This is a genomic window from Massilia sp. Bi118, assembly GCF_918697865.1.
Classification (GTDB): Bacteria; Pseudomonadota; Gammaproteobacteria; order Burkholderiales; family Burkholderiaceae_D; genus Telluria.
The window spans coordinates 77086-103641 of the sequence record NZ_CAKKMV010000019.1; the positions used below are offsets into that span (position 1 = coordinate 77086).

Annotated in this window: 30 protein-coding genes; 14 read left to right on the forward strand and 16 right to left on the reverse strand. The window is 65.0% G+C overall.

The window, feature by feature from the left end; translation table 11 throughout:
• Positions 1-161: 161 nt before the first annotated feature.
• Positions 162-1172: a sulfate ABC transporter substrate-binding protein gene (locus LQV39_RS23075; protein WP_230029526.1), complete on the reverse strand. Its 1011-nt coding sequence runs from the start codon at positions 1170-1172 to the stop codon at positions 162-164.
• A gap of 104 nt (positions 1173-1276) precedes the next feature.
• Positions 1277-1489 carry a hypothetical protein gene (locus tag LQV39_RS23080; RefSeq protein ID WP_230029527.1) on the reverse strand — a complete coding sequence of 71 codons (213 nt, stop codon included), beginning with the start codon at positions 1487-1489 and terminating at the stop codon, positions 1277-1279.
• Between the two features lie 152 nt (positions 1490-1641).
• Here LQV39_RS23080 and LQV39_RS23085 point away from each other — a divergent pair, with 152 nt between their 5' ends.
• The 3 genes from LQV39_RS23085 to LQV39_RS23095 are packed head-to-tail and all read left to right on the forward strand — an operon-like array spanning position 1642 to position 4149.
• Positions 1642-2370, forward strand: coding sequence for a phosphatase PAP2 family protein (locus tag LQV39_RS23085; protein ID WP_230029528.1), 729 nt, complete (start codon positions 1642-1644; stop codon positions 2368-2370).
• Positions 2367-3335: a diacylglycerol kinase family protein gene (locus LQV39_RS23090; RefSeq protein WP_230029529.1), complete on the forward strand. Its 969-nt coding sequence runs from the start codon at positions 2367-2369 to the stop codon at positions 3333-3335. Before LQV39_RS23085 ends, LQV39_RS23090 begins: the two co-directional genes overlap by 4 nt.
• On the forward strand, positions 3310-4149 hold the full coding sequence (locus LQV39_RS23095) for a metallophosphoesterase (protein WP_230029530.1): 840 nt from the start codon (positions 3310-3312) through the stop codon (positions 4147-4149). The genes LQV39_RS23090 and LQV39_RS23095 overlap by 26 nt, the downstream gene beginning before the upstream one ends.
• A 120-nt stretch (positions 4150-4269) precedes the next feature.
• Here the strand turns inward: LQV39_RS23095 and cls are convergent, their stop codons facing one another.
• Together cls and LQV39_RS23105 are read right to left on the reverse strand one after the other, a co-directional pair.
• Positions 4270-5670 carry a cardiolipin synthase gene (gene cls, locus LQV39_RS23100; protein ID WP_230029531.1) on the reverse strand — a complete coding sequence of 467 codons (1401 nt, stop codon included), beginning with the start codon at positions 5668-5670 and terminating at the stop codon, positions 4270-4272.
• Positions 5667-7766, reverse strand: coding sequence for a site-specific recombinase (locus LQV39_RS23105; RefSeq protein ID WP_230029532.1), 2100 nt, complete (start codon positions 7764-7766; stop codon positions 5667-5669). The genes cls and LQV39_RS23105 overlap by 4 nt, the downstream gene beginning before the upstream one ends.
• A gap of 120 nt (positions 7767-7886) precedes the next feature.
• Here LQV39_RS23105 and LQV39_RS23110 point away from each other — a divergent pair, with 120 nt between their 5' ends.
• The gene (locus LQV39_RS23110; RefSeq protein ID WP_230029533.1) at positions 7887-8723 is read left to right on the forward strand and encodes a branched-chain amino acid aminotransferase; all 837 of its coding nucleotides are present in this window, start codon (positions 7887-7889) and stop codon (positions 8721-8723) included.
• A gap of 274 nt (positions 8724-8997) precedes the next feature.
• On the opposite strand, the gene LQV39_RS23115 is transcribed toward LQV39_RS23110, so the two are convergent.
• The 7 genes from LQV39_RS23115 to LQV39_RS23145 all read right to left on the reverse strand — a co-directional run bounded on the left by LQV39_RS23115 (position 8998) and on the right by LQV39_RS23145 (position 15842).
• Positions 8998-9561 carry a DUF3617 domain-containing protein gene (locus LQV39_RS23115; protein WP_230029534.1) on the reverse strand — a complete coding sequence of 188 codons (564 nt, stop codon included), beginning with the start codon at positions 9559-9561 and terminating at the stop codon, positions 8998-9000.
• An 81-nt stretch (positions 9562-9642) separates the two neighbouring features.
• On the reverse strand, positions 9643-10236 hold the full coding sequence (locus LQV39_RS23120) for an NUDIX domain-containing protein (RefSeq protein ID WP_230029535.1): 594 nt from the start codon (positions 10234-10236) through the stop codon (positions 9643-9645).
• A gap of 104 nt (positions 10237-10340) precedes the next feature.
• Positions 10341-13196: a TonB-dependent receptor domain-containing protein gene (locus tag LQV39_RS23125; protein WP_230029536.1), complete on the reverse strand. Its 2856-nt coding sequence runs from the start codon at positions 13194-13196 to the stop codon at positions 10341-10343.
• 383 nt (positions 13197-13579) lie between these two features.
• Positions 13580-14257 carry an OmpA family protein gene (locus LQV39_RS23130; protein WP_230029537.1) on the reverse strand — a complete coding sequence of 226 codons (678 nt, stop codon included), beginning with the start codon at positions 14255-14257 and terminating at the stop codon, positions 13580-13582.
• Between the two features lie 104 nt (positions 14258-14361).
• Positions 14362-14508 carry a lmo0937 family membrane protein gene (locus LQV39_RS23135; RefSeq protein WP_230029538.1) on the reverse strand — a complete coding sequence of 49 codons (147 nt, stop codon included), beginning with the start codon at positions 14506-14508 and terminating at the stop codon, positions 14362-14364.
• A gap of 91 nt (positions 14509-14599) precedes the next feature.
• A complete protein-coding gene (locus LQV39_RS23140; protein WP_230029539.1) occupies positions 14600-14830 on the reverse strand; it encodes a hypothetical protein in 231 nt (76 codons plus the stop codon).
• Between the two features lie 154 nt (positions 14831-14984).
• The gene (locus LQV39_RS23145) at positions 14985-15842 is read right to left on the reverse strand and encodes a glycine zipper 2TM domain-containing protein (protein WP_230029540.1); all 858 of its coding nucleotides are present in this window, start codon (positions 15840-15842) and stop codon (positions 14985-14987) included.
• Between the two features lie 177 nt (positions 15843-16019).
• On the opposite strand from LQV39_RS23145, the gene LQV39_RS23150 reads away from it, so the two are divergent.
• The gene (locus LQV39_RS23150) at positions 16020-16763 is read left to right on the forward strand and encodes a Crp/Fnr family transcriptional regulator (RefSeq protein ID WP_230029541.1); all 744 of its coding nucleotides are present in this window, start codon (positions 16020-16022) and stop codon (positions 16761-16763) included.
• Between the two features lie 105 nt (positions 16764-16868).
• Here the strand turns inward: LQV39_RS23150 and LQV39_RS23155 are convergent, their stop codons facing one another.
• The 3 genes from LQV39_RS23155 to LQV39_RS23165 all read right to left on the reverse strand — a co-directional run bounded on the left by LQV39_RS23155 (position 16869) and on the right by LQV39_RS23165 (position 19643).
• A complete protein-coding gene (locus LQV39_RS23155) occupies positions 16869-17090 on the reverse strand; it encodes a glycine zipper 2TM domain-containing protein (RefSeq protein WP_230029542.1) in 222 nt (73 codons plus the stop codon).
• 25 nt (positions 17091-17115) lie between these two features.
• A complete protein-coding gene (locus LQV39_RS23160) occupies positions 17116-17427 on the reverse strand; it encodes a BON domain-containing protein (protein WP_230029543.1) in 312 nt (103 codons plus the stop codon).
• Positions 17428-17516: 89 nt separating this feature from the next.
• The gene (locus LQV39_RS23165; RefSeq protein ID WP_230029544.1) at positions 17517-19643 is read right to left on the reverse strand and encodes an AsmA family protein; all 2127 of its coding nucleotides are present in this window, start codon (positions 19641-19643) and stop codon (positions 17517-17519) included.
• Between the two features lie 189 nt (positions 19644-19832).
• On the opposite strand from LQV39_RS23165, the gene LQV39_RS23170 reads away from it, so the two are divergent.
• The 6 genes from LQV39_RS23170 to LQV39_RS23195 all read left to right on the forward strand — a co-directional run bounded on the left by LQV39_RS23170 (position 19833) and on the right by LQV39_RS23195 (position 22948).
• Complete coding sequence (locus tag LQV39_RS23170; RefSeq protein WP_230029545.1) at positions 19833-20225, forward strand: DUF4398 domain-containing protein; 393 nt, start codon at positions 19833-19835, stop codon at positions 20223-20225.
• Positions 20226-20259: 34 nt separating this feature from the next.
• Entirely contained in the window at positions 20260-21204 is a 945-nt protein-coding gene (locus LQV39_RS23175) for an OmpA family protein (RefSeq protein ID WP_230029546.1), read from the forward strand.
• Positions 21205-21243: 39 nt separating this feature from the next.
• Positions 21244-21780, forward strand: a complete 537-nt coding sequence (locus LQV39_RS23180; protein WP_230029547.1) for a bacterioferritin — start codon at positions 21244-21246, stop codon at positions 21778-21780.
• Between the two features lie 131 nt (positions 21781-21911).
• A complete protein-coding gene (locus LQV39_RS23185) occupies positions 21912-22178 on the forward strand; it encodes a YqjD family protein (RefSeq protein ID WP_230029556.1) in 267 nt (88 codons plus the stop codon).
• 18 nt (positions 22179-22196) lie between these two features.
• Positions 22197-22583: a phage holin family protein gene (locus LQV39_RS23190; RefSeq protein ID WP_230029548.1), complete on the forward strand. Its 387-nt coding sequence runs from the start codon at positions 22197-22199 to the stop codon at positions 22581-22583.
• Between the two features lie 11 nt (positions 22584-22594).
• Positions 22595-22948, forward strand: coding sequence for a hypothetical protein (locus LQV39_RS23195; protein WP_230029549.1), 354 nt, complete (start codon positions 22595-22597; stop codon positions 22946-22948).
• 90 nt (positions 22949-23038) lie between these two features.
• Here LQV39_RS23195 and LQV39_RS23200 read toward each other — a convergent pair whose 3' ends face one another.
• Together LQV39_RS23200 and LQV39_RS23205 are read right to left on the reverse strand one after the other, a co-directional pair.
• Complete coding sequence (locus LQV39_RS23200) at positions 23039-23449, reverse strand: hypothetical protein (RefSeq protein WP_230029550.1); 411 nt, start codon at positions 23447-23449, stop codon at positions 23039-23041.
• Between the two features lie 65 nt (positions 23450-23514).
• Positions 23515-23991 (reverse strand): glycine zipper 2TM domain-containing protein, encoded by a 477-nt coding sequence (locus tag LQV39_RS23205; protein WP_230029551.1) that lies wholly within the window; start codon positions 23989-23991, stop codon positions 23515-23517.
• Positions 23992-24186: 195 nt separating this feature from the next.
• On the opposite strand from LQV39_RS23205, the gene LQV39_RS23210 reads away from it, so the two are divergent.
• The 3 genes from LQV39_RS23210 to LQV39_RS23220 form a co-directional block, all read left to right on the forward strand.
• Positions 24187-24756: a hypothetical protein gene (locus tag LQV39_RS23210; RefSeq protein WP_230029552.1), complete on the forward strand. Its 570-nt coding sequence runs from the start codon at positions 24187-24189 to the stop codon at positions 24754-24756.
• Between the two features lie 86 nt (positions 24757-24842).
• Positions 24843-25157: a BON domain-containing protein gene (locus LQV39_RS23215; protein WP_230029553.1), complete on the forward strand. Its 315-nt coding sequence runs from the start codon at positions 24843-24845 to the stop codon at positions 25155-25157.
• Between the two features lie 131 nt (positions 25158-25288).
• On the forward strand, positions 25289-26556 hold a 1268-nt coding region (locus LQV39_RS23220), incomplete at its 3' end, for an AI-2E family transporter (RefSeq protein ID WP_230029554.1).

Sequence of the window (26556 nt, forward strand, 5' to 3'; positions counted from 1 at the left end):
CAAGTCGCACGCGTCAAAAACGTCGTCCGCGCGCTCCAAGGCCGTCGTCCCCGCGCGCCAATGCCGTCGTCCCCGCGAAGGCGGGGACCCAAGTTTGCTCGCGCTAACGAAACGCATGCAGAACTTGGGTCCCCGCCTGCGCGGGGACGACGGGTCAACTATTATTTCTTGCCAGGCTGATAGATCTGGTCGAACACCCCGCCATCCGCAAAGTGCGTCTTCTGCGCCGCAGTCCAGCCGCCGGCGATCTCGTCGATCGTGAACAGCTTGACCTTCGGGAATTGCGCCGCGTACTGCCTGGCGTAGGGCTCGACCACCGGGCGGTAGTAATTCCTGGCGGCGATCTGCTGGCCTTCGGCGCTGTACAGGTATTGCAGATAGGCTTCGGCGACGGCACGGGTGCCATGCTTGTCGACTACCTTGTCGACCACCGCCACCGGCGGCTCGGCCAAAATGCTGACGGACGGCGCGACGATTTCGAACTTGTCCGGGCCGAGTTCCTTCACCGCCAGCAGGGCTTCGTTTTCCCAGGCGATCAGGACGTCGCCGATGCCGCGCTCGACGAAGGTGGTGGTGGCGCCGCGCGCGCCGGCATCCAGCACCGGCACGTTCCTGTACAGCCTGGCGAGGTAATCCCGCGCCCTGGCGTCATTGCCGCCCGGCTGGCGCAGGGCGTAGCCGTAGGCCGCCAGGTGATTCCAGCGGGCGCCGCCCGAGGTCTTCGGATTCGGCGTGATGACGGAGACGCCCGGCTTGACCAGGTCGCCCCAATCCCTGATGCCTTTCGGATTGCCCTTGCGGACCAGGAACACGATGGTCGAGGTATACGGGGCGCTGCGATGCGCCAGGCGGCCCTGCCAGTTGTGCGCGATAAGGCCGCGTTCGCTGATAGCATCGATGTCATAGGCGAGCGCCAGCGTGACGATGTCGGCGGACAGGCCGTCGATCACCGAACGCGCCTGCTTGCCGGAGCCGCCATGCGACTGCTTGATGGTGACCTTGTCGCCGGTCTTTGCCTTCCACTGGCGGGCGAAGGCCTGGTTGAAATCCTGGTACAGCTCGCGCGTCGGGTCGTAGGAGACGTTCAGCAGGGTGATGTCCGCGGCGTAGGCGGCGGACTGGCCCAGGACAGCAAACAGGGCCAGCGCGGTGGCGATTTTTTTATGAAACATCGTTTTCTTTCGGAGCAGTGAGGAAGCCCTAGAGTAGGTTCCTGCTCAGCGAAAGAAAACGAATTAAAACGATGAACCTTATACGACTTTTGATGCGGCGCTTTTCAGTGCGCCTTCGACAGGATCAGCAGCCAGCGGCGGAACAGCAGCACTTCCAGGTGGCCCGGCACGACGCCGGTGTCGAATTCGATGATCGGGTTGACTGCATAGAAGCGCTTGCGGAAATCACGGGTAACCAGAATCTCGCGGCGGCCGAGGCGGACCAGGAACGGAGTCGGTGCGTATTCCATGCCGAAGGAGCTGTTCAGAGTAGTCATGACGATCCCTTAATCGAATTATGTTGGTCAGAGTTGTGTTGCAGTGAAGATAGAATAACACAAGTACTGTATAAATCCACAGTTACTGTACGAAAACCCAGTTCTATTTCGCAACTGTTGTATTTTCACCAAAGCGCCCCATCTGGAGCGGCATGCTGAATCCCGCCTCCCGACTGCATAAATTCCTCGCCGCGCGCATCTCTCCAGAAGGGGAGATGGGCCTGCATTTCACCGTCGGCGTGGCGCTGATCCTGCTGGCGGCCCTGGCCTTCGGCGAGATCGCCGAGGACGTGGTCGAGGGCGACAAGATCACCCTCATCGACGTCCAGCTGGCGCACTGGTTCCGCGAGCGCGCCACCGCCGGCTTCACCGAACTCATGCTCTTCATCACGCACTGGAACGGCATCGTCGGCTCCAGCGTCATGGGGGTGCTGCTGGCGGCCTGGTTCTGGTACCGTAAGGCGCACTACTGGCTGGTAGTGGTGCTGGCGGCCGTGCCGGGCGGGATGCTGCTCAACGTCGCCCTCAAGCACATCTTCCAGCGCGCCCGGCCCAGCCTGGAGGATCCCCTGTTGACCTTGTCCACGTATAGCTTCCCCAGCGGCCACACGGCGGCCGCGACCGTGTTCTACGGCCTGCTGGCCTGCTACCTGGTGCGCCGCGTGCGGACCTGGCCGGCGCGCGCCGCCATCGTCGCCGCCTGCGTGGCGATGGTGATGCTGGTGGCGCTGTCGCGCATGTACCTGGGCGTGCACTACCTGTCCGACGTGCTGGCGGCCAGCGCGGAAGGCGCGGCCTGGCTTGCGGTCTGCATCACGGCCGTGTCGACCCTGCATCGGCGCCGGATCGCGCGGGCGCGCGGGCAGGAGCCGCAGTCGTGAAGCCCGTCACCGTGATCGTCAACGGCGGCGCCGGCAAAGGCCATGACGACCAGGCCGCCGAGGAGCTGCGCGCCAGACTGCGCGAGGCTGGCCTGGACGCCGAACTGGTGCTGGCCAGGGATGGCGAAGAGATGATCGCCACGGCCCGCCGCGCCCTGGAGGACGGCGCGCGGATGGTGGCGGCCGGCGGCGGCGACGGCACCATCAACGCGGTCGCCTCCGTGATGGCCGGCAGCGGCGTGCATTTCGGCGTGCTGCCGCTCGGTACCTTGAACCATTTCGCGAAGGACCTCGGCATCCCGCTCGACCTCGACGAGGCCGTGCGCAACCTGGCCGGCGGCGTGCCGCGCCAGGTCGACGTCGGCGAGGTGAACGGCCGCATCTTCCTGAACAACTCCAGCCTCGGGCTGTATCCGGACATCGTGCGCGACCGCGAGAAACAGCAGCGCCGCCTGGGCCGCGGCAAGTGGCCGGCGGCGCTGTGGGCGAGCCTGGCCGCGCTGCGCCGCTATCCCTTCCTGTCGATGCGCCTGACGGTCAAGGGCGAGACGCTGGCGCGGCGCACGCCCTTCGTCTTCATCGGCAACAACCGCTACACCATGCAGGGCCTGGCGATCGGCGAGCGCGACCGCCTCGACGACGGGCTATTGAGCCTGTACGTGGCCCAGCATCCGACCCGTCTCGGCCTGCTGCGCTTTGCCGTCGACGCCTTGCTGGGCAAGCTGGGCAGCGAGCGCGATTTCGACGTGCTGGAAGCGGAGGGCTTCGAGATCGACACCCATCACAAGCGCCTCCACGTGGCCACCGACGGTGAAGTCACGCAGATGGACACGCCCTTGCGCTACCGGGTGCGGCCTGGCGCACTGACGGTGCTGGTCCCGGCTGCGACAATGGAATCAACTACAACTACAACGACTTCGGGAAAGGAGCTTGACCCCCATGCGCACACTCGTTCACCTCTCTGACCTGCATTTCGGCCGCGTCGACCCTGAACTCCTCGACCCGCTGCGTGACCTGGTCCACAAGATCGCGCCGACCGTGGTGGTGGTCTCCGGCGACCTGACGCAGCGCGCGAAAAGCGAGCAGTTCGAGGAAGCCAAGGCCTGGCTCGACACCTTGCCCGGTCCGCAGATCATCGTCCCCGGCAACCACGACATCTCGCTGTACAACGTGTTCCGCCGCTTCGTGCTGCCGCTGGACCGCTACAAGCGCTACATCACCGACGACCTCGACCCGGTCTACATCGACGAGGAGGTGGCGGTGCTGGGCGTGAACACGGCGCGCTCGCTCACCATCAAGGACGGGCGCGTCAACAAGGAGCAGGTGGCGAAGATCCGCGAGACCCTGGCCGGGCTGCCGAAGGAGGTCGTGCGGGTCGTGGTCACGCACCACCCCTTCGAGCTGCCGGAAGGCTGCACCGAAGAGGACGACCTGGTCGACCGCGCGCACATGGCGATGGACGCCTTCGCCGAGAGCGGCGTCGACCTGCTGATGGCCGGCCACCTGCACAAGAGCCACGCCGGCAATACCATGGCGCGCTACAAGATCAGCGAGTACGCGGCTTTGGTGGTGCAGGCCGGCACCGCGACTTCGACCCGGGGCAGGGGCGAGGTCAATTCCTTCAATGTGATCAGGACCGAGCCCTCGAGGATCGAGGTGGACCGGTATGGCTGGGATTCGGTGCACAAGCAGTTTCAGTTGCTGGCGACCGAGAAGTTTATCCGGAGTGGGAATATCTGGGCGGAGGTCAACGAAGGGATGCTGGCGGCGGGGATTTGAGTGTTTGCTCGTCGTCCCCGCGAAGGCGGGAATAATGCCCCCGGCATTATTCCCTCCAAGTTGGACGAGCAGACGTGACGCATGCAAACTTGGGTCCCCGCCTTCGCGGGGACGACGATATCAGATCCAATACTCCCCCAGCCGCGCCGCCCACTCCCGTATCCTGTCCATCCACGGCCGGTGCTTCCACCGCTCCAGCGTCACTTCCTTGGAATCCCGCAAATCCTCATTGAAGGCGCTCTCCATCGCCAGCCCAAAGGCCGGATCCATCACCACCACGTTCAACTCATAATTGTGCAGGAAGCTGCGGCGGTCGATATTGGCGGAGCCGATGGTCGACCAGGCGCCGTCGATCACGGCCGTCTTCGCGTGCAGCACCGCCACCTGCAGCTCGAAGATCTTCACGCCGGACCTCAAGAGCTGGTCATAGAAGCCCTGGCCGGCGTAGCGGATCATGCTGTGGTCGGACACGCCGGGCAGCACCAGCCTGACGTCCACGCCGCGGCGGGCGGCGGCGGCGAGGGCGTCGACGATCTGCTGGTCGGGCACGAAGTAGGCGGAGGTGATATGGATGCTCTTCTTCGCTTCCTGGATGGCGACCACCAGCGCCTTGTAGATGTCCGAGTCGCCTGCCGGATTGCCGGCCAGGACGCGGATCAATTTGTCTCCGGCGGCGCTCAGGGTGGGGAAGTACTCGGCCTTCGGCAGTTCGCCGCCTTCCTGCTGCACCCACAGGTTCACGAAGGACCACTGCAGCGGCGCGACGGCCGGGCCCTCGATCTTGACGTGGGTGTCGCGCCAGCCGACCTTGGCGCCGTCCGCGGTCTCCTTCTTGAATTTCGAGCGGAACAGCGAGCTGTTGGCATAGGTCGAGCTGATGTTGATGCCGCCGGTGAAGGCGACGCGGCCGTCGACTACCATCAGCTTGCGGTGGTTGCGGTTGTTCAGGTCCCAGTTGCCCTTGGCCTTGGCCGGATTGACCGGGTTGAAGATCAGGACCCGGATGCCGGCCGCGCGCATGCGCTCGAAGAAGGCGGCCGGGGTGGCGATCGCGCCGACCGCGTCGACCATGATGTTGACCGCCACGCCCTGGCGCTGCTTCTCGATCAGCACGTCGGCGAATTCGTTGCCGACCTGGTCCTGGTCGAAGATATAGGTCTCGAGGTTGATCGAGCTGGTGGCGGCGCGCGCCGCGGCCATCATCTCGCGCATGGTGGCGGGGCCGTCGAACAGCAGGGTCACGCGGTTGCCGGCGATGAGCGGCACCCCGGTCGCCTGTTCCTCCAGCAGCGCCATCGATTTCAGATCGGTCGAGGCGTTGGCCCAGCGCTTCGACACCAGCGCCGACACCTGCCTCGGCGCCAGCGTGCCTTTCGTGCCGGCGACGGTGGGCGTGGCCTTGTTCGGTGCGACCGGGTCGACTTCGGGCAGGGACTTGCAGGCGATCAGGGTCAGCCCCACACAAAGGGCGGCGATCCAGGATTGCCAGGCCAGCCGGGTTTTCTTGGGGGGAGAGCTCATTCGACACCTTTTGGTTGTTCGCTCAGAAAATCGGCTTTCGGGCCGATGAAGAAGTCCAGCGGCGCCATGCGCAGGCGCCGGCCCAGCGCACGCAGCAGCGCGAAGCCGTGGTAGAAGCGGATCTTGCGGGCGCGCAGTGCAACCCACAGCGCCAGCCCGAAGCTGACCAGCAGATTGACCATGGCGATCAGGGCGATGCCCAGCAGGGTGATGCCGACGGTCTCCAGGTCGACGTTATAGTCGAGGCCGACGAAGCCGATCGCGAAGTTGGCCGAGGAGAAGGTCACGTGGCGCACGTCGAGCGGAAGGCCGAGCAGGAAGCCGACCATGGCCGTGGTCCCCATCAGGAGACCGAAGACCGCATTGCCCATCAGGCCGCCGAGATTGTCCTCGACGTAGCGGCCGAAGCGCGCCAGGCGGTCCTTGCCCAGCAGGCGCCGCAGCGTGTGCAGCTGCTGCACGCGCAGGGACATGCGGGTATATAAAGCCTTGTTGTCGTAATAGCCGGACACCAGGCCGGAGACGAACAGCCAGACGCCGGCGATGGCCGCATGCAGCAGGGCCAGCGATTGCCAGGGGTGGCTGTCTTCGATCAGGTGGCGGGCCTTGAACACATTGACCAGGTGGTGGCCGGTCAGGTACCAGTAGCCGAGCGCCAGCAGGAAGGAGATCGGGATCACGGTGGCCAGGTTGCCCAGCACCGCCGCCACCTGGGTGCGGAACACCTTGTTGACCAGGGCCGCCATGCTGTCGGCGTCGGCCTGTCTGTACCTGCTGCTTTTCTGGTCGCTTTCGTGCAAAGCGGCGGCGATGCGCGCGGCCGTCATCGCCGGCTGCTTGGTGGCGACCGTAAAGTGCAGCACGTGGATCAGCATGAAGCCGAACGCGTAGTTCATGCTGTACAGGGCGGCTTCGATCAGCGGCGCGCGGTGCATGTAGGACATCAGGATCTTGATGACCGCCATGACGCTGATGATGAAGCCGGCGCCGGCCGCGGCGTTGAACATCTGGCGCAGCGCGCTGCGCTCCTCGGCGATGTAATGCTCGCCGGTGCGGCTGGCGTTTTCCGTGACGTTCCGCGCCAGCAGGTCGATGTTGTCGCGCACCAGGCCGCGCACCTGGTACTTGGTGTTGTGGGCTTCGGCCAGCTCCTGGGCGAGGTCGATCGCGGCGGCGCGGCGCGGCGAGATCGTCGGCTCGGCCGGCGGCGTGGATTCGATGGCCAGCGCAAGCAGGTCGACCGTCGGCGCGGCCGGCAGCTCGCCGCTGGTATCGACCAGGAACAGGAGCTTACGCAGGCGGTCGACGCTCTGGGTGATCGCCAGCAGCAGATAAGTGAGGGAGACGCTGGTGCCGGCCGCGAGCGCGCGCCGCCTGACTTTCAGCACCACCTCTTCGCACTGGTCGAGCATCACCAGCAGGTGGCGCGCGTCTTCCATGCGATCGAGTTCGCCGGCCAGCAGGCGGCCGTACTGGTCGAGGTAGTTGTTGGCCTCGATGTTCTGCATCAGGAAGGGCGAGTCGACTTCCTCGATTTCCATGTGGGCGTGGATCAGCTTCGGTTCCAGTCCCAGCGCGCAGACGCGGCAGGAGAGGGTGCGGATCGCGTCCAGCAGGCCGAGCAGGGTGACGTGGCGGGCGCGGTCCGGGGTCGCGTCAAGCGGCGGCGGGGCGTTCGAGACGGTGTCGAACAGCTCCAGCCAGTCGGCGTTCGGCACCGCCCGGATCCACAGGTAATCGTCTTCGCGGCACAGCAGTCGGTCGAAGGTATCGGAGAGGTAGATCTCGTCGAGGGCCGGCGGCAGCATGCGGTAGGCGATGCGCTTTTTCAGCTCCGTGAAGAAACCGTCGTTCGACAGGATGCCGACGTCCGAGTACAGGCTGGTGTGGCGGCGTGTTTCGAGCAGGGTGGTGATGTAGCGGCGCAGGGCCCAGGCGTGGGCGGGATCGCCCTTCAGCAGCTGGGTCAGGGTGCGCACCTGGGCGCGCGCATAGGCGGCGTCCGGCGCGCGGCGCGGGCGGAGCTTGTCGACCAGGTCGACCAGCAGGTCGATGCGGTCGCTGTCGGGATCGAGGCGTTCAAGGATGTCGAGCATAAAAGCTAGTGTACTCGCGGACACCCCTGCGCTGTGTACGCCACCGAACTGAGCGGGGCCGGGCGCTGCGGTGGCGCGCCTGCCGGGTTACACTGATGGAGTCCACATAGGGAGAAAAAGATGTATCTGACTTACTATAACGGCGAATGGGCCGAAGGGAATACGCCGCTGTTCGGCGCCATGGACCACAGCGTGTGGCTGGGCTCGTCCGTGTTCGACGGTGCGCGCGCCCTGCGCGGCCACCTGCCGGACCTGCGCCCGCACCTGCAGCGCGTGATCGACTCGGCCGAGAAGCTGGGCCTGACCTGTCCGCTGTCGGTGGACCAGATGGAAGCGCTGGTGCGCGAAGGCGTGGCGCGGTTCCCGCTTGACGCCGAGCTATATATCCGTCCGCTGGTGTTCGCGTCCGAGGGCTTCCTGATCCCGGTGCCTGAGAAGGCCGGCTTCGCGCTGACCCTGTTCGACGCGCCGCTGCCGCCTTTCGCCGGCTTCTCGGCCTGCCTGTCGGACCTGCACCGCCCGCAGCCGACCATGGCGCCGACCGACGCCAAGGCCTCGGCCCTGTACGCCAACACCGCCCGCGCCCTGCGCGACGCCCGTGCCCGCGGCTTCGACAATGCCATCATGCTCGACCTGGCCGGCAACGTGGCCGAGTTCGCGTCCTCGAACCTGTTCCTGGTCACCGCGGATGGCGCAGTGGTCACGCCGGCCTTGAACGGCACCTTCCTGGCCGGCATCACCCGCGCCCGCGTGATCGCGCTGCTGACGGAGGCAGGCGTGACGGTCGAAGAACGCACCGTATCCCCGGACGAGCTGGAAACGGCCCGCGAAATATTCAGCACCGGCAACTACGGCAAAGTCACACCCTGCGTCCGCTACCAGTCGCGCGAACTGCCGGCCGGTCCGGTAGCAAAACAAGCACGTGACCTCTACATGGCCTACACCGAAACCACCTGAGCCAATAATTCGGGGTCAGAGCACATTTCGCTGTAAATTCGGGGTCAGAGCACTTTTTTGATCAATTGATTTGCAGCGAACTGTTTGTGTTGGGAGCGCGAACGCCCCGCATCGGGCCGCGGCAGCCGGCGCGGCTTTTGAAGTTGGGAGATTTCCTCAAAAAGTGCTCTGACCCCGAATTAAATCGAAAAAGTGCTCTGACCCCGAATTAAATAAAAAAAGCCGGGATCGGCTTGCGCCAGTCCCGGCTGAAATCCCGTGGGGGTCGTTGCTGCTACTTCGCTTGCGGGATACCGATTGGACGGAGGGTGCCGCAGTCGGCGCTCAGCCATTTGCCGGCGACGTCCATGTCCACGACCTGTTGCTTGCCGTCGTCCGTGCCCTTGATGTGCATTTTGGCGCGGTAGCTGGTGTCGCTGTCCAGGGTCATTTCGCCTTCGCCGCTGGTGGGCGGCCTGCTGCAGCTGAAGACGATCTTCATCTTGCTGGCGGACTGCTGGGTGACTTTCTGCTTGCAGTCGCCTTCCTGCACCGGGAATTCCTTCCGCTGGATCATTTCCTTCGTCATGCACATGCGCGTCGTCAGCGCGCCGCCGGCGCCGATGTTCATCTGCACGCCGTTGCGTTCCATCATTTGCTGCATGGCTTTGCGCTGTTCCGGCGGCATGCTGGCCAGCTGTTTCTGCATCTCGGCCATGGCCGACTGCATCTGGCCACCGCCGGAGCTGACCGTGTTGCTCAGCTCCCAGAGCCCCGGCTTCATGGTCTGGGCGCCGGCCGGCAGGGCCGCGCAGGCCAGGACAATCGCGCCGGACAAGACGGCAAGGGTATTCATCATGGGGATGTTCTCCTGTAATGGGATGCATTGTGGCGGACGCGCCGGTTCCCCGGCAGCACCACCGATGGGGGGAAAGAAGACTCAGGAGGCTTCGTGCCGGCCCAGTACCCGGCGCTCCAGGTGCAGCAGGAGCAGCACGGTCTTGGCGTCGATAATGCCACCGGTGTCGATCAGCGCCAGCGCATCGTCGAAGTCCATTTCGACCACTTCGATGTCTTCGCCTTCCTCGGGCTTGCCGCCGCCCTCGCCACTGCGCCGCGAAGGATCGTATTCGGCCACGAACAAATGGATGCGCTCGGTCAGCGAACCCGGGCTGACGAACAGCTGCATGACCGGGTCGACATGCCCGATCTCGTAGCCGGTTTCTTCCCGCGCCTCGGCAATGACCCGGTCGGCAGGTGCGGCGCCCTCCAGCACGCCGGCGGCCGCCTCCAGCAGGAAACCGTCGCTGCCATTCAAGAACGCCCCCAGCCGGAACTGGCGTGTCAGCACCACCGTGCGGCGCTCGCGGTTGTACAGCAGCACGGCGGCGCCGGAGGCCGCGTCGTAGACTTCGCGCTCCTGTTCCTGCCGGCCGCCGTCGCTGCGCAGCTGTTCGTACTTCACTTTCTTCAGCGGATAGTAGTCGTCCGCGAGCACCGTCTCGCCAACGATGCGGATCTTCTCTTCAGCCATGTAAGCTCCCGGTAAAAGCGTCAGCCGAGCATACACCGCAGGAATGAAAAAAGCCGCCCGGCTTGCGCGGGGCGGCTTTCACTCATACGGGGTTCAGACAGCGATTACTTGAACTTGTACGAAGCGGTCAGGCGGAAGTAGCGGCCCATACCGTTGTGCAGCTGGGTGTTGAAGCCTTCGTTCGGATAACGCGGATCGTAAGGCGCCTTGGTATCCAGCAGGTTCTTGATGTTGGCCGACAGGGTCCAGTTCTTGAAGCCGGTGTACGAGTACGACGCGCCGAAGGTCAGCCATTCGTCGACGTTGCAATCCGGGTTCGAGTACAGGTAGTTCGGCAGGCCGCCGGTCGACACGCCCTTCGGCACCGGCACGGTGTTGGTGCCGTAGTAGCAGAACGGAACCGGGTAGGTCGTGGTGTTGTCGGTACGGCGCATCAGCGAGACCGACGACACGTAGTCGGCCGACAGGGTTGCCGCGTGCTCGCCGCGGGTCCAGGTGGTGACCAGGTTCAGGCGGTGACGCGGGATATCGCCCACCGAGGTCGCCCAGTCGGACAGGCCGCCGTTGGTGCCGACCACGTTGGTCGAGACTTCACCCGGACGCTCCGAACGCTTGTAGGTCAGCGCGTAGGTGTAGTTCAGGCGGGTCGACAGGCGGCCGTTCTCGCCCAGGTTCAGGCGGTGTGCGACTTCGAGGTCGATGCCCGAGGTGTCGGTCGAGCCCTGGTTCACGAAGGTGCGGTTGATCGCCAGCAGCTGGCCCGAATTCGGGATCACCTTGCCGGTCGCGTCGACCAGGTTGTTGCTGTCGCGGATCGCCAGGCCCGGGTACAGGTCCGGGTGCTCGGCCACGAAGGTTGCCGACAGCAGGGCGGTCTCGTTTTCCTTACGAATACGGTAGTAGTCGATCAGGATGTCGAGGTTCTTGGTCGCGTTGATGATCGAACCGAAGGAGTAGCTCTTCGAGGTTTCGTTCTTCAGGTTGGCGTTCGGGGTCGACATTGCCGAGATGCTGCGCGAGCAATCCAGCTTGTCCGCGCCCGGCAGCGGGTTCACGCCGTCCGGGCAACGGACCGGATCGACGAAGCCGTTGTTGAACGACTGCACGCCGCCCGGCGACACCTGCGACAGCGCCGGTGCGCGGAAGCCCTTGGCGAACGAGCCGCGGAAGGTGATCTTGTCGGTGGCTTCCCACTTGGCGCCGACTTTCGGCACGAAGCTCTTCGCGGTCGGGTACTTGTCGTAGCGGCCGGCGAAGTCCATCTCGAAGGTCTTGGTGAACGGCGTACGCAGTTCGACGAAGCCCGACTTGACGATGCGGCGGCCGTCCATGACCGAGTTTGCCAGGCCGATGATGTTACCGGCAGCCAGTTCCGGATCCGAGTTCAGGCCGATCTTTTCCTGGCGGACTTCACCGCCGAAGGCGAAGCCGATGTCGCCGCCGGCCAGCTTGCCGAAGGTGGTCGAGGCCTTGGCGTCGATCTGGGCGACTTGCGAGAAGCCCAGGTTGTCGACGTCGCGGACCGCGTTCGGGTCGGCGATGGTCGCGGCGATGGTGCGGTTCTCGGTCACGATGCGGTCGACGACCGGACGGTACAGGTAGCCATGGCCCAGATCGTCACGCTCGGTGCGGTTGTACAGGAAGCCGGTTTCCCAGTCGAAGGCGCCGGTGGTGCCCTTCAGGCCGGTCAGGAAGCGGTAGGCCTTGTTGACGTTCTCGCCGCTGGCGTCGGTGCCGGCGAAGCGGAACACGGCCGCTGCGCGGTAGCCGGTGAACGGGTTGTCCGGGTGGCCCGACGGCAGCAGCAGCTGGTAGCTGGTCGGCAGGCCGTTGACGCGGAACACGGTGGTCGGTGCGGTCGACGAGATGGTCTTCGGCAGGCCGACGTATTCGCGCTGGACGCGCGAGAAGCCGATTTCGGTGAACGACGTGACGCTGTCGCTGATCTTGAAGGTGACTTTCGACAGCAGGTTGACGTCGGTGCCCTTCGACTGCGCTTCGTAGTTGTCGTAGATGTCGTAGTTGCAGAACTGGCGGTTGTACAGCATCGAGCTGGAAGCGATGTTGTACTGCGGGCCGCCGGTGATGACGTTGCCCTGGCAGCCAGCGGTGCTGTTGACGACGTACTTGCCGTTGGCGGCGCTGGTCGAGAAGTTGGCGGCGCCGGCGGTCAGTTCACGGAAGATGAACGGGTTGCCCGACGCGTAGCTGCCATAGCCGTTCAGACGGCTGTTGATCTTCGACAGCTGGTCCTTTTCGATGTCGTTGACATCCTTGATGCCGGTGTGGCCGCGCTTGGCGACGTCGAAGCTGATGAAGGCGTTGTAGCGGTCGGTTTCCAGGTCGCCGAAGCCGATCACGCCGTTGATGTTGTTACGGTTGAATTCGCCGTTGTCGTTGGCCGAGGTCGAGGCCGAGATCTGCGCGCCCTGGTAGTCGTCCTTGGTGATGAAGTTGATCACGCCGGCGATCGCGTCGGAGCCGTACACGGCCGAAGCGCCATCCTTGAACACTTCGACGCGGGCGATGGCCGACACCGGGATGTTGTTCAGGTCATAGACGGTCGACTTGCCGTTGTTCGGGTCGGCGTAGGCCGAAGCGGCGATGCGGCGGCCGTTCAGCAGGATCAGGGTCGAGGACGAGCCCAGGCCGCGCAGCGAGGCGGTCGAAACGCCTTTCGAGAAGCCGCCGTCGGTGATGTCGTTCGAGGTGCCCGAGCCGAAAGCCGGGATGTTGTGCAGCAGTTCGGCAACGGTGTTGGCGCCGGTGGCGGTGATTTCCTTGGCGGTCATCACGGTGATCGGCGAGGAGTCTTCCTTGTCGGCGCGCTTGATGTTCGAGCCGGTCACGTAGACCTTCTGGGTCACGGGCTGCTCGGCCTGTGCGAATACGAAGCCTGGCGCTGCCAGGGTGAGGGCGACAGCGAGGACGCTGTGCTTAACTGCGAATTGCTTAGTCAAAATCTCTCCAATGCTTTATCTCGAAGCCGGGGCTTCTCTTTGTCAACCTCGGCGGGTATATATTCCTGCCAAGGGGGACGATCAAACCATTTCTGATGAGAAAAAGTCAAATTGGATACGTGATTTTGTGTGATCAATACAACGGGTATAAACAGCAGGAATGGTGCTATGCAGAGGTGACAATATTTCTGTATATGCATAAGTAAAACTAATGCATACAAATGTACATGCCTTGAAGGTAATCCGGCGTCACCGATTTTGCTTGTGCCGAAGCGGGATTGCCGGTTTCGGGCGCGTCGTTGACGCTGCGCTGCAATAAGGCCGCAATTGTCACGCATACTCACCGGACGCCGCGCCGGGGGAGGGCGGCGCCCGGCGCTGCATCAGCCGGCGCGGGCTGGCTCGTTGACGTAGATTTCGACGCGGCGGTTGCGGGCGCGGCCGGCCGGATCGTCGTTCGAGGCGACCGGCTCGCGCGCCGCGCGGCCTTCGACGGTGATGCGGTTCGGATCGATGCCGCGCGCCGCCAGGTAGTCGCGCGCGTGGGCGGCGCGGTCCAGCGACAGCGGCTGGTTGATGCCGTCGCCGCCGGTGCTGTCGGTGTGGCCGATGATGGTCACGTAGGTGGCCGGGTTCTCGTTCAGGGTGGTTGCGAAGCGGTCGAGGATGGGCCGGAAATTCGGCTTGATGTCGGCGCGGTTGGTGTCGAACGAGATGTCGCTCGGGATCTCGAGCTTGAGGCGGTTGTCGGCGGTCTGCGAGACCTGCACGCCGGTGCCGCGGGTGGCCTGCTCCATCGCCTGGCGCTGCTGCTCCATATGCTTGGACCAGATGTTGCCGGCCACCGCGCCGGCCAGGCCGCCCAGTACGGCGCCGCGGGTGGCGCGGCCGCTGCCGCCGCCGCCCGTGCTGGCGCCGATGATGGCGCCCAGCCCGGCGCCGACACCGGCGCCGGTGGCGGTGCCGCGCTGGGTCGCATTCATGTCCGCGCAGCCGCCGGCGGCCACCGCGAGTGCGGTCGCGCACAGGGTGGAGCGGATGAAGGTCGTGTGTTTACGCATGATGTCCTCCTTCAAAAAAAATATCCGTTTCGTAGTCGCACCCGCTGATTGGGGCACGACCGCGAAACGGATCGGACAGTGTTGCTGATAAGGCGCGGCGGGCCTTATATGCCGCGTCCACTGATCAGGCGAACCAGGATCATGATGACGGCAACGACCAGCAGGATGTGGATGAAGCCGCCGACGGTATAGGAAGTTACCAGGCCCAGCAGCCAAAGAATGATGAGTACGACAGCGATAGTGTAGAGCATGATAGTGTCCTCTTCTGTTTGAACCGGCGATGTCTGTGCCGTGAATTCAGTATCTCGGGATCCGTGGCTGTGCTCCGTACGTTGACGTACATTAGGCCGCGGATTTTTGTTCTTTTCGCAATCCCGGGACCCAGCCCATGAAGCCCGTCAAACCGATGAAACCGATGAGGCAGGTCAGCAGGCCGCCGCTGATCAGGAAGAACACGTCGTGGGCGGCGATGTCCGCGCTGCCGGGCTGGGGCGCTGGCCCGGCGCTGACCAGGCCGAAGGCGGTGAGAAGCAGACCCCAGAGAATGATACCCATCCATGCGATGCTGTTCATTTGGACTCCCTTTCGTGTGGTTTTCTCTGATTCTTGACCGCCCAAGGGCCGCGTTCCGTGCGCTGGCGCACATTGCGAAAAAGAAAATAAAAACGGGGCCACAGCCCCGTTCGAAACGACCCGGCCTGCATGGCCGGGTATGCGCATGACATGTTCAGGCGGCGCGCAGCGCGCCCTTGACGATGCGCACGCGGTCGCCGGTGCGCCATGCCGGCGCGCTCTGCTGGTGGAAGGTGCGCAGGGTGCCGTCGTCCAGGCGGACCCGGATCTCGTAGCTGTGGCTGGCCTTCATATTGCCTTCGACCTGGTTGCCCATCACGGCGCCGCCGACCGCGCCGGCCACCGTCGCCAGCTGGCGTCCATGGCCGCTGCCGACCTGGTTGCCCAGCAGGCCGCCGAGGATGGCGCCGCCGGCCGCACCGACGCCGCTGCCTTGCGCGCGGGTCGTGATCTGGCGGATCGATTCGACGTTGCCGCAGTTGCCGCACCAGTTGCTCGAGGACTCGGCCTGCGCCACGCGGGTCGTGGTCCTGGCCTTCGGATGGCTTTCGCGCACCGGGGCCGGTTCGTCGTAGCCGGCCGCGGTCGAGCCGGCGGCGCTGCTGCCGTAGGCCGTCGTGCCGCCCTGGGCGACGTAGCCCGGCGGATAGGTGCTGGCGGTGGTCGGCGCGATCGTCGCCGGCGGCATGGCCGGCAGCGGTGCCGTCGAGGAAGGCGTGGCCGGCACATAGCTGCCGACGGCCGGCTGGGCCGGGTAGGCGGGCGGCAGCGCGCCCGGCGCCATGCTGCCCGGCGCAGGGGCGCCCGGCTGCTGCAGGCTGGCGGACAGGGCGGCGCGCTCGGCGTCGCTGAGGCCGCCGTTCGCGGTGCGTCCTTTCGAGCTCGGCAGCCAGCCCATGATGGCGGCGGTGCCGACCGCGCAGAACAGGATGACGGCAAGCGCCGCCAGGATCAGGAGCGGATGCTGGCCCCTGCGGGTCGGGGATGACGGTGGTGTCGGGTGCGTGTTCATGAGGGCGTCCTTTTCTTCTTCAGTCTGGTGAAGCCATTGTCCCTGTCAACAACACCCGGTTCCGTGCGTCACCGTACATACTTGCCCTGCCCGCGCCGCTACGCTGACCAAAAGTTGTTAGCAAATGATACTGCGACGCCAGCCGCAATTTTCCTGGCGTCCTACTGCGAGGGTCCAATGAATTCTCCTGCTGCACCCATGGTCGCCGAGCATAACGCCAACCTGCTGCTGGCCGCGCTTCCGCCGGAAGACCTGGCGCGCATGCTGCCGGCGCTCGACCAGGTCCAGGTGGAGCTGGGGGCCGTGCTGTGCGAACCGGGCGACCCCATCCGCCACATCTATTTCCCGCACGATTGCCTGGTCTCGATGATGGCCGTGGCGGAAGTGCGCATGACGCTCGAGGTCGGCCTGGTCGGCCGCGAGGGCATGCTGGGCGCCACCGTCGCCCTCGGCCACGACACCACCCAGGTGCGCGCCGTGGTCCAGCGCGCCGGCAGCGCCAGCCGCATCGACGCCGATCTCTTCCGCAGCGAATTCGCGCGCAGCCCGGCCCTGCAGCGGGTGCTCTACCGCTACACGGACACGCTGCTGGCCCAGGCCATCCAGATTGCCGTCTGCAGCCGCTACCACGTGCTGGAAGCGCGCCTGGCGCGTTCTCTGCTGGTCACGCGCGACCGCCTGCAGTCCGACCGCTTCCACCTCACCCACGAATTCCTGGCCCACGCGCTGGGCGTGCGCCGGGTCGGCGTCACCAAGGCCGCCAGCGCGCTGCAGCAGCAGGGCCTGATCGACTACAGCCGCGGGAATATCGAGATCCTCGATCCCGAGGGCCTGGCGCAGGCGGCTTGCACCTGCTACGAGATCGTTCGCGAGGCGGGGGCGGGCGCCGGCGTTTCGGCTGCGGCTCCCCTGTTCGTGTAGGGCAGGCAGGGGCTCTCCGAGCCCACATGCCAAAAGCAAACGCCCCGTCGAAACGGGGCGTTTTGCTGCAGGGTGGGCACGGCGTGCCCACCCTGCGTGGACAGCTTAGTGCGTCTTGCTGGTCTGGTTGCCGATCACGCCGCCGACGGCTGCGCCGCCCACGGTGCCGATAGCGGAACCGCCGGTCAGGACCGAGCCTGCCACTGCGCCGACGCCTGCGCCGACAGCGGTGTTACGGTCCTGGTTCGACATGCCTGCGCAGCCGGTCAGGGCCAGGGCAGCGGTAGCCAGCGAAGCGGTAACGACGATTTGTTTGATGGTTTTCATGTTGATCTCCTTACGGTGGGTTTCATTACCTGAGGCGCAGGTCATTCCTGACCGATTTCACACCCCTGACGGTTCTGGCAGCGTCCGCTGCTGCTGCCACGTCGACCGCCGAGCTGACGAACCCGCTCAGCTGGACGACTCCTCTCTCGGTTTCCACATCCAGCTCGGACACCGAGAGCTTCGGATTCCCGTTGATAGCTGCCTTGACTCCGGTCGTGATGGCGGCGTCGTCGACGGCCTGGCCGGCTGAACTACCGGTTGCGGCACATCCCGAGACAGTCGCCAATCCCAGCACCAAGGCGGCCAGCAGCGTCGCGGTACATCCGAATTGCTTCATCTTGCGTCCTTGCTTTGTTGCGTGATGCAGTGATACCAGATTAACAACGCACAAAAGCAAGGTCTGTACGACATCTCACACTACCGCACTCAACGCTTTTGCTTGCCCGGCGGCGGCGCCTGCGGCTTGGCCTTCGCTTCGGCCAGCAGCGCCGCGCAGGGACTGTCCTTGCCCGGACCGGTGTTGATCAGCGGGAGCAGGGCGGCGGCCGGCGCGGCCACCACGGCCAGTGCGACCGCGGCGCCGCCCTTCATGGCCAGTACTTTCTTGTCGAGCTGCAGGTCCGGATTCTTGAAGGTGCCGCGCACGTAGAAGGGCGTGCGCAGGGTGAACAGGCGCAGCGCCTTGGTCTCCGGCTTCACGCGCAGGTCCATCTGCTCGTTGCCCAGGTTGACCCAGCCGTTGATGTCGACGATCGCTTCCTCGGTGTCCAGCACGAAGGTATTGGTCGAGGCCACGCCGTTCTTGACGTCGAGGTCGGAGGCCAGGCAATTCAGTTTGACCTGCTTGTCGCCGAACAGCTTGGTGATGATGACGTTGCCGACGTTCAAGCCGGCTTCCTCGAGCAACAGCTTGCTGACCACGCCTTCGCTCACCAGGCCCTTCACTTCGCCGTTCGACTTGGCCAGCATCTCGCCGACGGAATCGCCGGTGGCGGTCAGCTTGGCCTGGGCGTAGATGTCGCCGGCCGTGGCCTGCTGGATCTTCTGGATCTGCGGGAACAGCTGCTTGACCTCGATGTGGCGCGCGGTGGCGTCCAGCGTGGCCTTGATCGCATCCTTGCCGGCGCTGCCGCTGCCGTCCAGCGTGATGTTCGAGCTCACGGTGCCGCCGGCCAGGCCGAAGTCCAGCGGCCGCAGCTTCAGCACGCCATTGTCCATGGTCAGGTGGGTATTCAGCTTGTTGAGCGGCAGCTGGGCCGTCTTGACGATGCGGTCGGCGCTGAAGCGCACGTCGGCATCCAGCACCTTCCATTTTTCGGTGTGGAATTTTTCGACCGGCAGCGCCTTGTTATTCGGCTGCACCGCGGCCACGCCGCGTTCGCGCTTGCTGGCATTGGAATCGGCGCCGATCAGCGGGCCCAGGTCGGCAAAGCGCAGCTGCTTCGAATGGATGGTGCCGGTCAGCTTGTTGCGCGGCTTTTGGGTGCGGAAAGTCAGGCTGCCGTTGATGTCGGACTCGCCTACCTTGCCCTTGAACTTCTCGTAGGTCCAGCTGCTCTGCTTGCCGTCCTTGCCGTCGCCCAGCGAGCCGGTCAGGTGGCCTTCGGTCGAGAAGGCTGGGGTCTCGGGCAGCACCACGCCGGTGAAGGCATAGAGGCGCGCCAGGCTGGGGCCTGCCAGCTTCAGGCGCAGGTCGAGCCCGGCCAGTTTCGCGGGCCGCGTGACCGTGCCCTGGACCGCCAGCGCGTAGGGGCCGGAATGCACGTCGGCCTGGATCGGGAAGGGCGCATCCATGTTCTCCTTCAGGGTCAGCACGCCCCCTAGCTTGCCGCCGCCTGTCACCGGCGCATCGTTGTAGGTGCCGTGGACCTTGAAGACTATGCCGTAGGTCGGGTCGTTGGCGATGGTATCGACGTCGGCCGTGATGTCGGCGTCGGTGACCGCATCCTTGATGTGGATGACGCCTTTCGCCAGCACCAGGCGCTCGAGATCGAGCTCCCACTTCGATTCCTTCTTCTCGTGCTTGTACGCCCAGTTGTAGTGTGTGGCGTCGGTGCGCAGCAGCTCGAGGCGCGGACCGTCGACGCGCAGCACCGGAATGTTGATCGTGTGGCTGAGCAGCGGAAAGGGATTCAGCGAAAACGAGATTTGGCGCACACTGGCGGTATCGCCCTTTTGCATGTTGACCGGATTGCCGACGTGAATGTCGTTCGCGTACAGGTGCGGCCAGGGAATGTGGTCGCGCCAGGTGCGCTGGCCGGGAACGATGCTCTCGGAGGGCCGCTCCCATTTGACGGAGAGGTCGCCGGCGATGGCGAAGGGGCGCTCGATGGCCTCGCTGACCTTGGCGTTGAGCCAGGGTTTGACGCGGTTCCAGTCGAAGGTCAGGAGGATGATGATGGCGATGACCGGGATGGCGATCAGGATGCCGATGATCCAGAGCACGGCCTTCAAGGCGCGCGACTTCGGGCGCTTGTCCTTGTGCCTGCCGGATGCGTTGCCGCGGTTCGTCTCGTCCGCCGGCTTGTTCTCCTCATGCTGTTGGGTTGTCATGGCAATCCTTCTGGTGGGAGTGTGTTGAGATCAGATTAACGTAAAGGTCTTCCGATCAATGTGCGGTGCCGCACCGTAGCGGGACAGGCCTTGCGTCAACGCCGCCCTATGTGCGGCAGCGAACCGATCTCTTCAAGCAAGAGGCTTATAACGTTACCAACACAATCTTTCTTCAATGGGAGAACACAGATGGACATGAAATCGATGAACCTGCTGGTGCGGGTTGGCGCGGCTGCCGCGGTCTTGAGCCTGGCCGCCTGCGCGAGCCCGGAAAAGACCCCGGCCACGGCTGCCGTCGCGGTATCGCACAACGCCGTCGATAACGCAGTGTCGGCCGGCGCACCGGAACTGGCGCCCGAAGAGATTTCCGCTGCGCGCAGCAAGATGATGCAGGCCAACCAGGCGCTGGCCGCCAAGGATTACAAGCGGGCGCGCGAACTCGCGGTGCAGGCCCAGGCCGATGCCAAGCTGGCCCAGGCCAAGGCTGCCTCGGCCAAGGCCACCGCGGCCTCGAATGCGCTGAACGAAGACCTGCGCGTGCTGCGCCAGGAAGTGGACCGCGCGAATTCCGATCAGCAATAACTATTTCGGCACACACAAGAAGAAAGGAAGCACGATGAAATCGACGTTTCTGAAATCGGCGGTCTTCGCCTGCGCCGTGCTGCTGGGCGCCTGCAGCACCGTCCCGACCACCACCGCCACCCTCGACGAGGCGCGCGCCGATTACGTTGCCGCCAGCAACAACCCGGCGGTCGCCAGCTATGCGCCGATGGAATTCCGCCAGGCCAGCGAAGCCCTGGACCGCGCCAACCAGGCCGCCGCCAAGCGCGAGAGCCTGGACACCATCGACCGCCTGGCCTACGTGGCCAAGCAGCGCATCGCCACCGCCCAGGAAATCGCCAAGGCCAAGTCGGCCGAGGCCGAGATCGCCAATGCCAGCCGCCAGCGCGACCGCGTGCAGCTGGAAGCCCGCACCGCCGAGGCCGAACGCGCCAGGCGTGAAGCCGCCGCCGCCAACGCCCAGATCGCTGTTGCTCAGCAGCAGGCCCAGAACGCCCAGCAGCAGGCCCAGGACGCCCAGGCCCAGGCCGCCGCGGCCCAGCAGCAGGCTGCCCAGCTGGCCGAGCGTTCGGCGCGCCTGGAAGCCATCCTGGTCGAGCTGCATGCGCAGAAGACCGAGCGCGGCATGGTGGTCACGATCGGCGACGTCCTGTTCGCCACTGACCGCGCCGAGCTGAATGCGAACGGTATGGCGACCGTGCGCAAACTGGCCGAGGTCATGATGCAGAACCCCGACCGCACTGTGCTGGTCGAAGGATTCACCGACAGCACCGGCAGCACGGGCCATAACCAGGACCTGTCGGAGCGCCGTGCGCAATCCGTGGCCCAGGCCCTGACCAGCCTCGGCGTGCCGCGCGAGCGCGTGGCGATGCGCGGCTACGGCGAGGCTTACCCGGTGGCGTCGAACGACAGCGCCGCCAACCGCCAGCTGAACCGCCGCGTCGAAATCGTGCTGTCGAACGAGAACGCGCCTATCCCGCCGCGAGCGGCGACGCGTTGATTTTGTATTGGCTTTATTGAGAAGAAGGGAAGACAGACCATGAACGAGACGACTAGCAACCTGGGACACGGCTTCGACATCGAGGAAATCCGCCGTGCCGCAGCCAACCTCGAGGACGGCGCCGTGACCGAAGGCTACGCCGCCGACCGCGAGGCGGTGATCGCGATGCTGAATGCCGCCCTCGCCACCGAGCTGCTGTGCGTGCTGCGCTACAAGCGCCACTACTACACCGTCAGCGGCCCGAACACCGGCCACATCAAGGCCGAGTTCCTCGAGCATGCCCAGCAGGAACAGGACCACGCCGACCGCATCGCCGAGCGCATCGTCCAGCTGAACGGCTCGCCGAACTTCAACCCGGCCACGCTGACCCAGCGCAGCCATGCGGAGTACGACGATTCCGAAGACGTGCAGGCGATGATCCGCGCCGACCTGATCGCCGAGCGCGTGGCGATCGAGTCCTACCGCCAGATGATCCAGGCGATCGGCGACAAGGACCCGACCACCAGGCACATGCTGACCGAGATCCTTGCCGTCGAAGAAGAACACGCCGACGACATGAGCGACCTGCTGGCATAACGAATCCCATTCAACCCACCAATAACAAGGAGTACAACATGCTCGATTCCATCCGCGCCAACGCCGACGCCGTGCGCAACAAGGCCACCGCCGCTTCCATCGACAGCAAGCTCGACGACGCCGGCGCCGACATGAAAACCCTGGTCAAGGATGCCCAGTCGCTGCTGACCTCGGCCGCTTCGCTGACCGGCACCAAGGCCGACGAACTGCGCGCGCGCGGCATGCGCATGCTGGATGCGGCGCTGGGCAAGAGCAGCGAGTACAAAGATCAAGCCATGGTCAAGGGCAAGGAACTGGCAAAGAACGCCGATGTCTACGTTAAGGACAATCCGTGGCGCACCGTGGCCGCGGCGGCCGGTGTCGGCCTGCTGGTGGGTATCCTTCTGGGTCGCAAATAACAAGAGCCGGGGGCAGCCATGGAAAATAAGGAAACAGTCGTGCATGGCCCCGGCCTCATGGGTGGTATCACGGGCCTGGCGAAAAACCTGTTCGGCCTGGTGGTGTCGCGCGTGGAGCTCGCCGCACTCGAAATGACCGAGGTGCGCAACCACGCGATCGAGCTGGTCGCCATCTTCGCGATGGCCATCCTCGCCACGTGGTTCGCGCTTGCCTACGGCACCGCGACCATCGTCGCCCTGGCCTGGGACGAAATGGGCTGGAAGATCCTGCTGGTCATGTTCATCGTCTTCCTCGTCATCACCGGCATCCTCGTGGCCAAGGGCCTGTCCATGCTGAAGCAGGGCAAGCTCGCCTTCCCCGAGACGATGAAGGAATTGCGCAACGACCGCGACATGCTGATGTAAAGGAAAAAGACATGGACAAGAACGATCATCGCAGCCACGAAGAAAAGAAGCGCGCGCTGCTGCGCGACGGCGAGTTCTACCGCGCAGGCGTGGCGCACGCGCGCGCCCAGATCTCGCATGCGGCGCGTCCCGAAGTGATGTTCCATTCGGTGCTCGACCACGCCACCTGGGTCCTGCGCACGCGTGCCGATGCACTGCTGAAACCTACCGGTACTAGCGTGTCGGTGCTGGCTCCTTATGCCCTAACCGTGCTAGGCTTCATCCGTAAGCGCAAGCTCGGTAAACCGGCCCTGGGTGTTGCAGCGCTGGCGGGTGTTGCCGCTTGGTACATGCAGCGCAAACGCGCGCAACAAATGGCATACTGAAAGCGAATTCTCACAGAATATGGTGGGGCTTGAGCGGCGTCGCAATCCTCGGATTGGACGCCGTCTTTTTGTCGCCGCCTGGCGCGTCGATCAGCGCGAGGCAGGGGTGGTGGTCTGGACGGTGGTCTGCACCGATCCCTGCGGCGCCGTCTCCAGCTGGGACGGCGCATTCTTCATGTCCTGCTCGTAGGTGGCGCGCGCGTCCTTCAGGCAGGCGCTGCGCTCGGCCGCCGGGTTCTCGCCGCAGGCCTTCTTCGCTTCCGCATAAGCCGCGCCGATTTCCTTCTGCAGGGTGCGCAGGCGCGCCTGCTGCGTCGGATCGCCCTGGTGCCAGCGCGCCGGATCGCCGCGCCGGATTTCGCTGGCCTGTTTCGCTTTCACGGCCGGGGCGACCGTGCTGCCGTCGTTGGCCTGGGGCTGGGTCTGTGCCTGGGCCGCCGCGGCGGCGGCCAGCATGCCGGCCAGTGCGAGCGCACGCCAGCTTCCTTGTTGTTGTCTCATAGCATTCTCCTTCCTCTGGACGAGCGAAAGCCGGCGCAGAATGCGCCGGCTGGCTGGCTCACGTCTTAATAGCGGTAGACGCGGCCGTCGACGATGCGCACGCGGTTGCCCACGCGCAGGTCATACACATTGTCCTGCACCACGGTGCGGTATTCGCCGTTATCGAGGCGGATGTTCACCGCGTAGGCCTGCTGGCCTTCGTTGCGGTTGCGCTCGACGTTGTTGCCGATCGCCGCACCGGCCACGCCGCCGGCCACGGTGGCCGCGGTACGGCCGCCGCCGCTGCCGACCTGGTTGCCGGCCAGCGCACCGACCAGGCCGCCGACGATGGCGCCGGCGCCGCTGGTGCGGCCTTCCGTATTGGTCACCTGGATCGATTCGATGGTGCCGTAGCCGGCCGAGGCGCTGTCGCGGTAGCTGGTGTTATAGCCGTCGCGGTAGCCGCCGTTGTTGCCGTAGTAGGGATCTGGATTGCTGCTGGCGCAGCCGCCGAGGATGGCGCCGGCCGCGACCAGCGCGGCAATAGAGCGGGTAGCTTTCATGACTTGTTCTCCTGGCAAAAGATGTAGGGTCAGATTAAGCAGCGGCACGCCTGAGGTCTGTGCGATGACGCACCGTCTTTACTTGTGACTCATCCATGTCCATACAACACTTTTAACTAGTGTTCGGCACCGTACAGAACACTCTCTTACAGCAGAGTAAAACGTCAACAGTGCATTAAAAACAAGGAGAACAAAATGCGGGCACCACCTCATGCGATCTTGCTGCTCGGTGCAGCAATGCTGTACGCCGCGCACGTACGCGCCGGCGAGCCCCTGATCCGGAAAGTTTCGCCGGAAACGAAGATGGCCTACCAGCAGGCGCGCGACCTGGCGGCGGCCAACTACAAGAATGCGCGCGCCCAGTGCGATGCCGTGACCGGCAATCCGAAGGATCTGTGCGTGGCCGAAGCCAAGGCCATGCGCGTGCGCACCGAGGAAGAGGCGCGCGCGAAGTACGAGGACACGCTGAAGGCCTATACCCGTGCCCGCCTGCGCATCGCCGACGCCAACTACGACCGCGACAAGACGCGCTGCGCCGGCCTCGTGGGTAATGACAAGGACGTCTGCCAGGCCCAGGCCAAGGCGGCGCTGGTGGCCGCGCGCGCCGACGCCAAGGCGGACCAGAAGACCATCGAAGCGCGCAACGAAGCGCGTGACGACAAGCTGGACGCGGCCTGGAAAGTCGCGATGGAACGCTGCGACGCCTTTGCGGGCGCCGCCAAAGACCAGTGCGTCTCGGATGCCAAAGTCCAGTTCGGAAAGTAATTCAGGAAGTAGTACAAGGATTTACAACCGGCCGCATCGGCCACTTCGTATCACCCGTGTGATGCATTGACAACAAGGAGCTCATCATGAACATGACCAAACGTATCGCTACCGCCGTCTTCACCGCCACCGTCGCCTTCACCATGGTCGGCTGCGCATCGGGCCCGAACAAGGAAAGCACCGGCGAGTACCTCGACGATGCCGCCATCACCGGCAAGGTGAAGGCCGCCTTTGCCGCCGACCCGAACGTCAAGGCCACCGAAATCAACGTCGAAACCTACAAGGGTGCGGTGCAGCTGTCGGGCTTCGTCGCCCAGCCGGGCGATGCCCAGCGCGCTGCCGACATCGCCCGTGGCGTGAAGGGCGTGAGCTCGGTGAAGAACGACATCCGCGTCAAGTAACTCTTAGAATGAGCTGACGCCGGATCGCACTCCGGCCGCGTGGGCGATCGTGGAACGGTCGCCCGGCGCGTCGGCTGGAATGGAATCGACGGCCAGCCCTGGGGTTGGCCTTTTCTTTTGCAGGACACGATATGCAGCTCGCTCCACCCGGCACCACCAGCGCCAAGCCATCCGATGCCCCCGCCGCGCCGCCGCCTTCGCCGGCGACCGCGCCGGATATCCCCCGCTCACCAGAAGAGGCGGCGCGCGAAGCCGGCCTGCTGAGCGAGGAGGGCGCGCCCACCGGCGAAGAGCTGGGGGCCGCGCACGGCGCCCTGCGCCTGCCCGTGCACGTGAACGCGCGCGGCATGTCGCTCGGCATCCTGGCCACCGTCGCCTTCGTATTCGGCCTGCAATGGGCCAAGAATTTCTTCGTGCCGCTGCTGCTCGGCATCTTCATCGCCTATACCCTCAGCCCCGTGGTGCGCTGGCTCGAACGCTGGCACATCAAGCGCGCGATCGGCGCCACCCTGGTCTCGGCCGCGATCCTGGCCGGCATGGCGCTCACCATCCAGCGCGTGCAGGGCGAATTCTTCAACATCATCGACGAACTGCCCTCGCTCACCCACAAGGTCACCAGGCTGATCACGCAGGCCTCGGACGGCCAGCCCTCGACTATCCAGCAGGTGCAGGCGGCGGCCGCCGAGATCGAGCAGGCGGCCGCCAATGCGTCGGGCGCCGGTGCCAAGCGAGCGGCGCAGCAGCGCCGGGCGGCAGCGGCCGCCAACGCGCCCGGCGCCACCAATTTCCGCGTGATGGACTGGCTGCTGGCCGGCTCGGTCGGCCTCGCCAGTTTCATATCGCAGGCCACCATGGTGGTGTTCCTGGTGTTCTTCCTGCTGCTCGCGGGAGACACCTTCAAGCGCAAGCTGGTCAAGCTGACCGGCCCTTCGCTGACACGCAAGAAGGTGACCGTGCACATCCTCGAGGATATCAACACCTCGATCCAGAACTACATGTTCATGCTGCTCGTGACCAATAGCCTGCTGGCCCTGCTGATGTGGGGCGTGCTGCGCCTGGTCGGCCTGGAGAACGCCGGCGCCTGGGCCATCTTCGCCGGCGTCGCCCACGTGATGCCCTACTTCGGCCCGCTGCTGATCACCCTGGCGACCGGCCTGGTCGCCTTCCTGCAGTTCGAATCCCTGCGCATGGTGATCCTGGTGGCCGGCGCCTCGCTGGCCATCGCCACCCTGGTGGGCATGGTCGTCACCACCTGGATGACCGGCAAGATCGCCAAGATGAACCCGGCCGCGGTGTTCGTCAGCCTGCTGTTCTGGGGCTGGCTGTGGGGGATGTGGGGCTTGCTGCTGGGGGTGCCGGTGGTGGTGGTGGTGAAGGTGGTGGCGGAACGGGTGGAGGG

Coding starts and splice junctions, on each gene's coding strand:
- LQV39_RS23175 (WP_230029546.1), top strand. CDS start 20,260: ATGAAATCGACGTTTCTGAAATCGGCGGTCTTCGCCTGCGCCGTGCTG.
- LQV39_RS23200 (WP_230029550.1), bottom strand. CDS start 23,449: ATGAGACAACAACAAGGAAGCTGGCGTGCGCTCGCACTGGCCGGCATG.
- LQV39_RS23085 (WP_230029528.1), top strand. CDS start 1,642: ATGCTGAATCCCGCCTCCCGACTGCATAAATTCCTCGCCGCGCGCATC.
- LQV39_RS23180 (WP_230029547.1), top strand. CDS start 21,244: ATGAACGAGACGACTAGCAACCTGGGACACGGCTTCGACATCGAGGAA.
- LQV39_RS23185 (WP_230029556.1), top strand. CDS start 21,912: ATGAAAACCCTGGTCAAGGATGCCCAGTCGCTGCTGACCTCGGCCGCT.
- LQV39_RS23155 (WP_230029542.1), bottom strand. CDS start 17,090: ATGAAAACCATCAAACAAATCGTCGTTACCGCTTCGCTGGCTACCGCT.
- LQV39_RS23105 (WP_230029532.1), bottom strand. CDS start 7,766: ATGCTCGACATCCTTGAACGCCTCGATCCCGACAGCGACCGCATCGAC.
- LQV39_RS23205 (WP_230029551.1), bottom strand. CDS start 23,991: ATGAAAGCTACCCGCTCTATTGCCGCGCTGGTCGCGGCCGGCGCCATC.
- LQV39_RS23215 (WP_230029553.1), top strand. CDS start 24,843: ATGAACATGACCAAACGTATCGCTACCGCCGTCTTCACCGCCACCGTC.
- LQV39_RS23080 (WP_230029527.1), bottom strand. CDS start 1,489: ATGACTACTCTGAACAGCTCCTTCGGCATGGAATACGCACCGACTCCG.
- LQV39_RS23075 (WP_230029526.1), bottom strand. CDS start 1,172: ATGTTTCATAAAAAAATCGCCACCGCGCTGGCCCTGTTTGCTGTCCTG.
- LQV39_RS23210 (WP_230029552.1), top strand. CDS start 24,187: ATGCGGGCACCACCTCATGCGATCTTGCTGCTCGGTGCAGCAATGCTG.
- LQV39_RS23145 (WP_230029540.1), bottom strand. CDS start 15,842: ATGAACACGCACCCGACACCACCGTCATCCCCGACCCGCAGGGGCCAG.
- LQV39_RS23150 (WP_230029541.1), top strand. CDS start 16,020: ATGAATTCTCCTGCTGCACCCATGGTCGCCGAGCATAACGCCAACCTG.
- LQV39_RS23135 (WP_230029538.1), bottom strand. CDS start 14,508: ATGCTCTACACTATCGCTGTCGTACTCATCATTCTTTGGCTGCTGGGC.
- LQV39_RS23095 (WP_230029530.1), top strand. CDS start 3,310: ATGCGCACACTCGTTCACCTCTCTGACCTGCATTTCGGCCGCGTCGAC.
- LQV39_RS23195 (WP_230029549.1), top strand. CDS start 22,595: ATGGACAAGAACGATCATCGCAGCCACGAAGAAAAGAAGCGCGCGCTG.
- LQV39_RS23120 (WP_230029535.1), bottom strand. CDS start 10,236: ATGGCTGAAGAGAAGATCCGCATCGTTGGCGAGACGGTGCTCGCGGAC.
- LQV39_RS23170 (WP_230029545.1), top strand. CDS start 19,833: ATGGACATGAAATCGATGAACCTGCTGGTGCGGGTTGGCGCGGCTGCC.
- LQV39_RS23165 (WP_230029544.1), bottom strand. CDS start 19,643: ATGACAACCCAACAGCATGAGGAGAACAAGCCGGCGGACGAGACGAAC.
- LQV39_RS23190 (WP_230029548.1), top strand. CDS start 22,197: ATGGAAAATAAGGAAACAGTCGTGCATGGCCCCGGCCTCATGGGTGGT.
- LQV39_RS23130 (WP_230029537.1), bottom strand. CDS start 14,257: ATGCGTAAACACACGACCTTCATCCGCTCCACCCTGTGCGCGACCGCA.
- cls (WP_230029531.1), bottom strand. CDS start 5,670: ATGAGCTCTCCCCCCAAGAAAACCCGGCTGGCCTGGCAATCCTGGATC.
- LQV39_RS23140 (WP_230029539.1), bottom strand. CDS start 14,830: ATGAACAGCATCGCATGGATGGGTATCATTCTCTGGGGTCTGCTTCTC.
- LQV39_RS23160 (WP_230029543.1), bottom strand. CDS start 17,427: ATGAAGCAATTCGGATGTACCGCGACGCTGCTGGCCGCCTTGGTGCTG.
- LQV39_RS23110 (WP_230029533.1), top strand. CDS start 7,887: ATGTATCTGACTTACTATAACGGCGAATGGGCCGAAGGGAATACGCCG.
- LQV39_RS23115 (WP_230029534.1), bottom strand. CDS start 9,561: ATGATGAATACCCTTGCCGTCTTGTCCGGCGCGATTGTCCTGGCCTGC.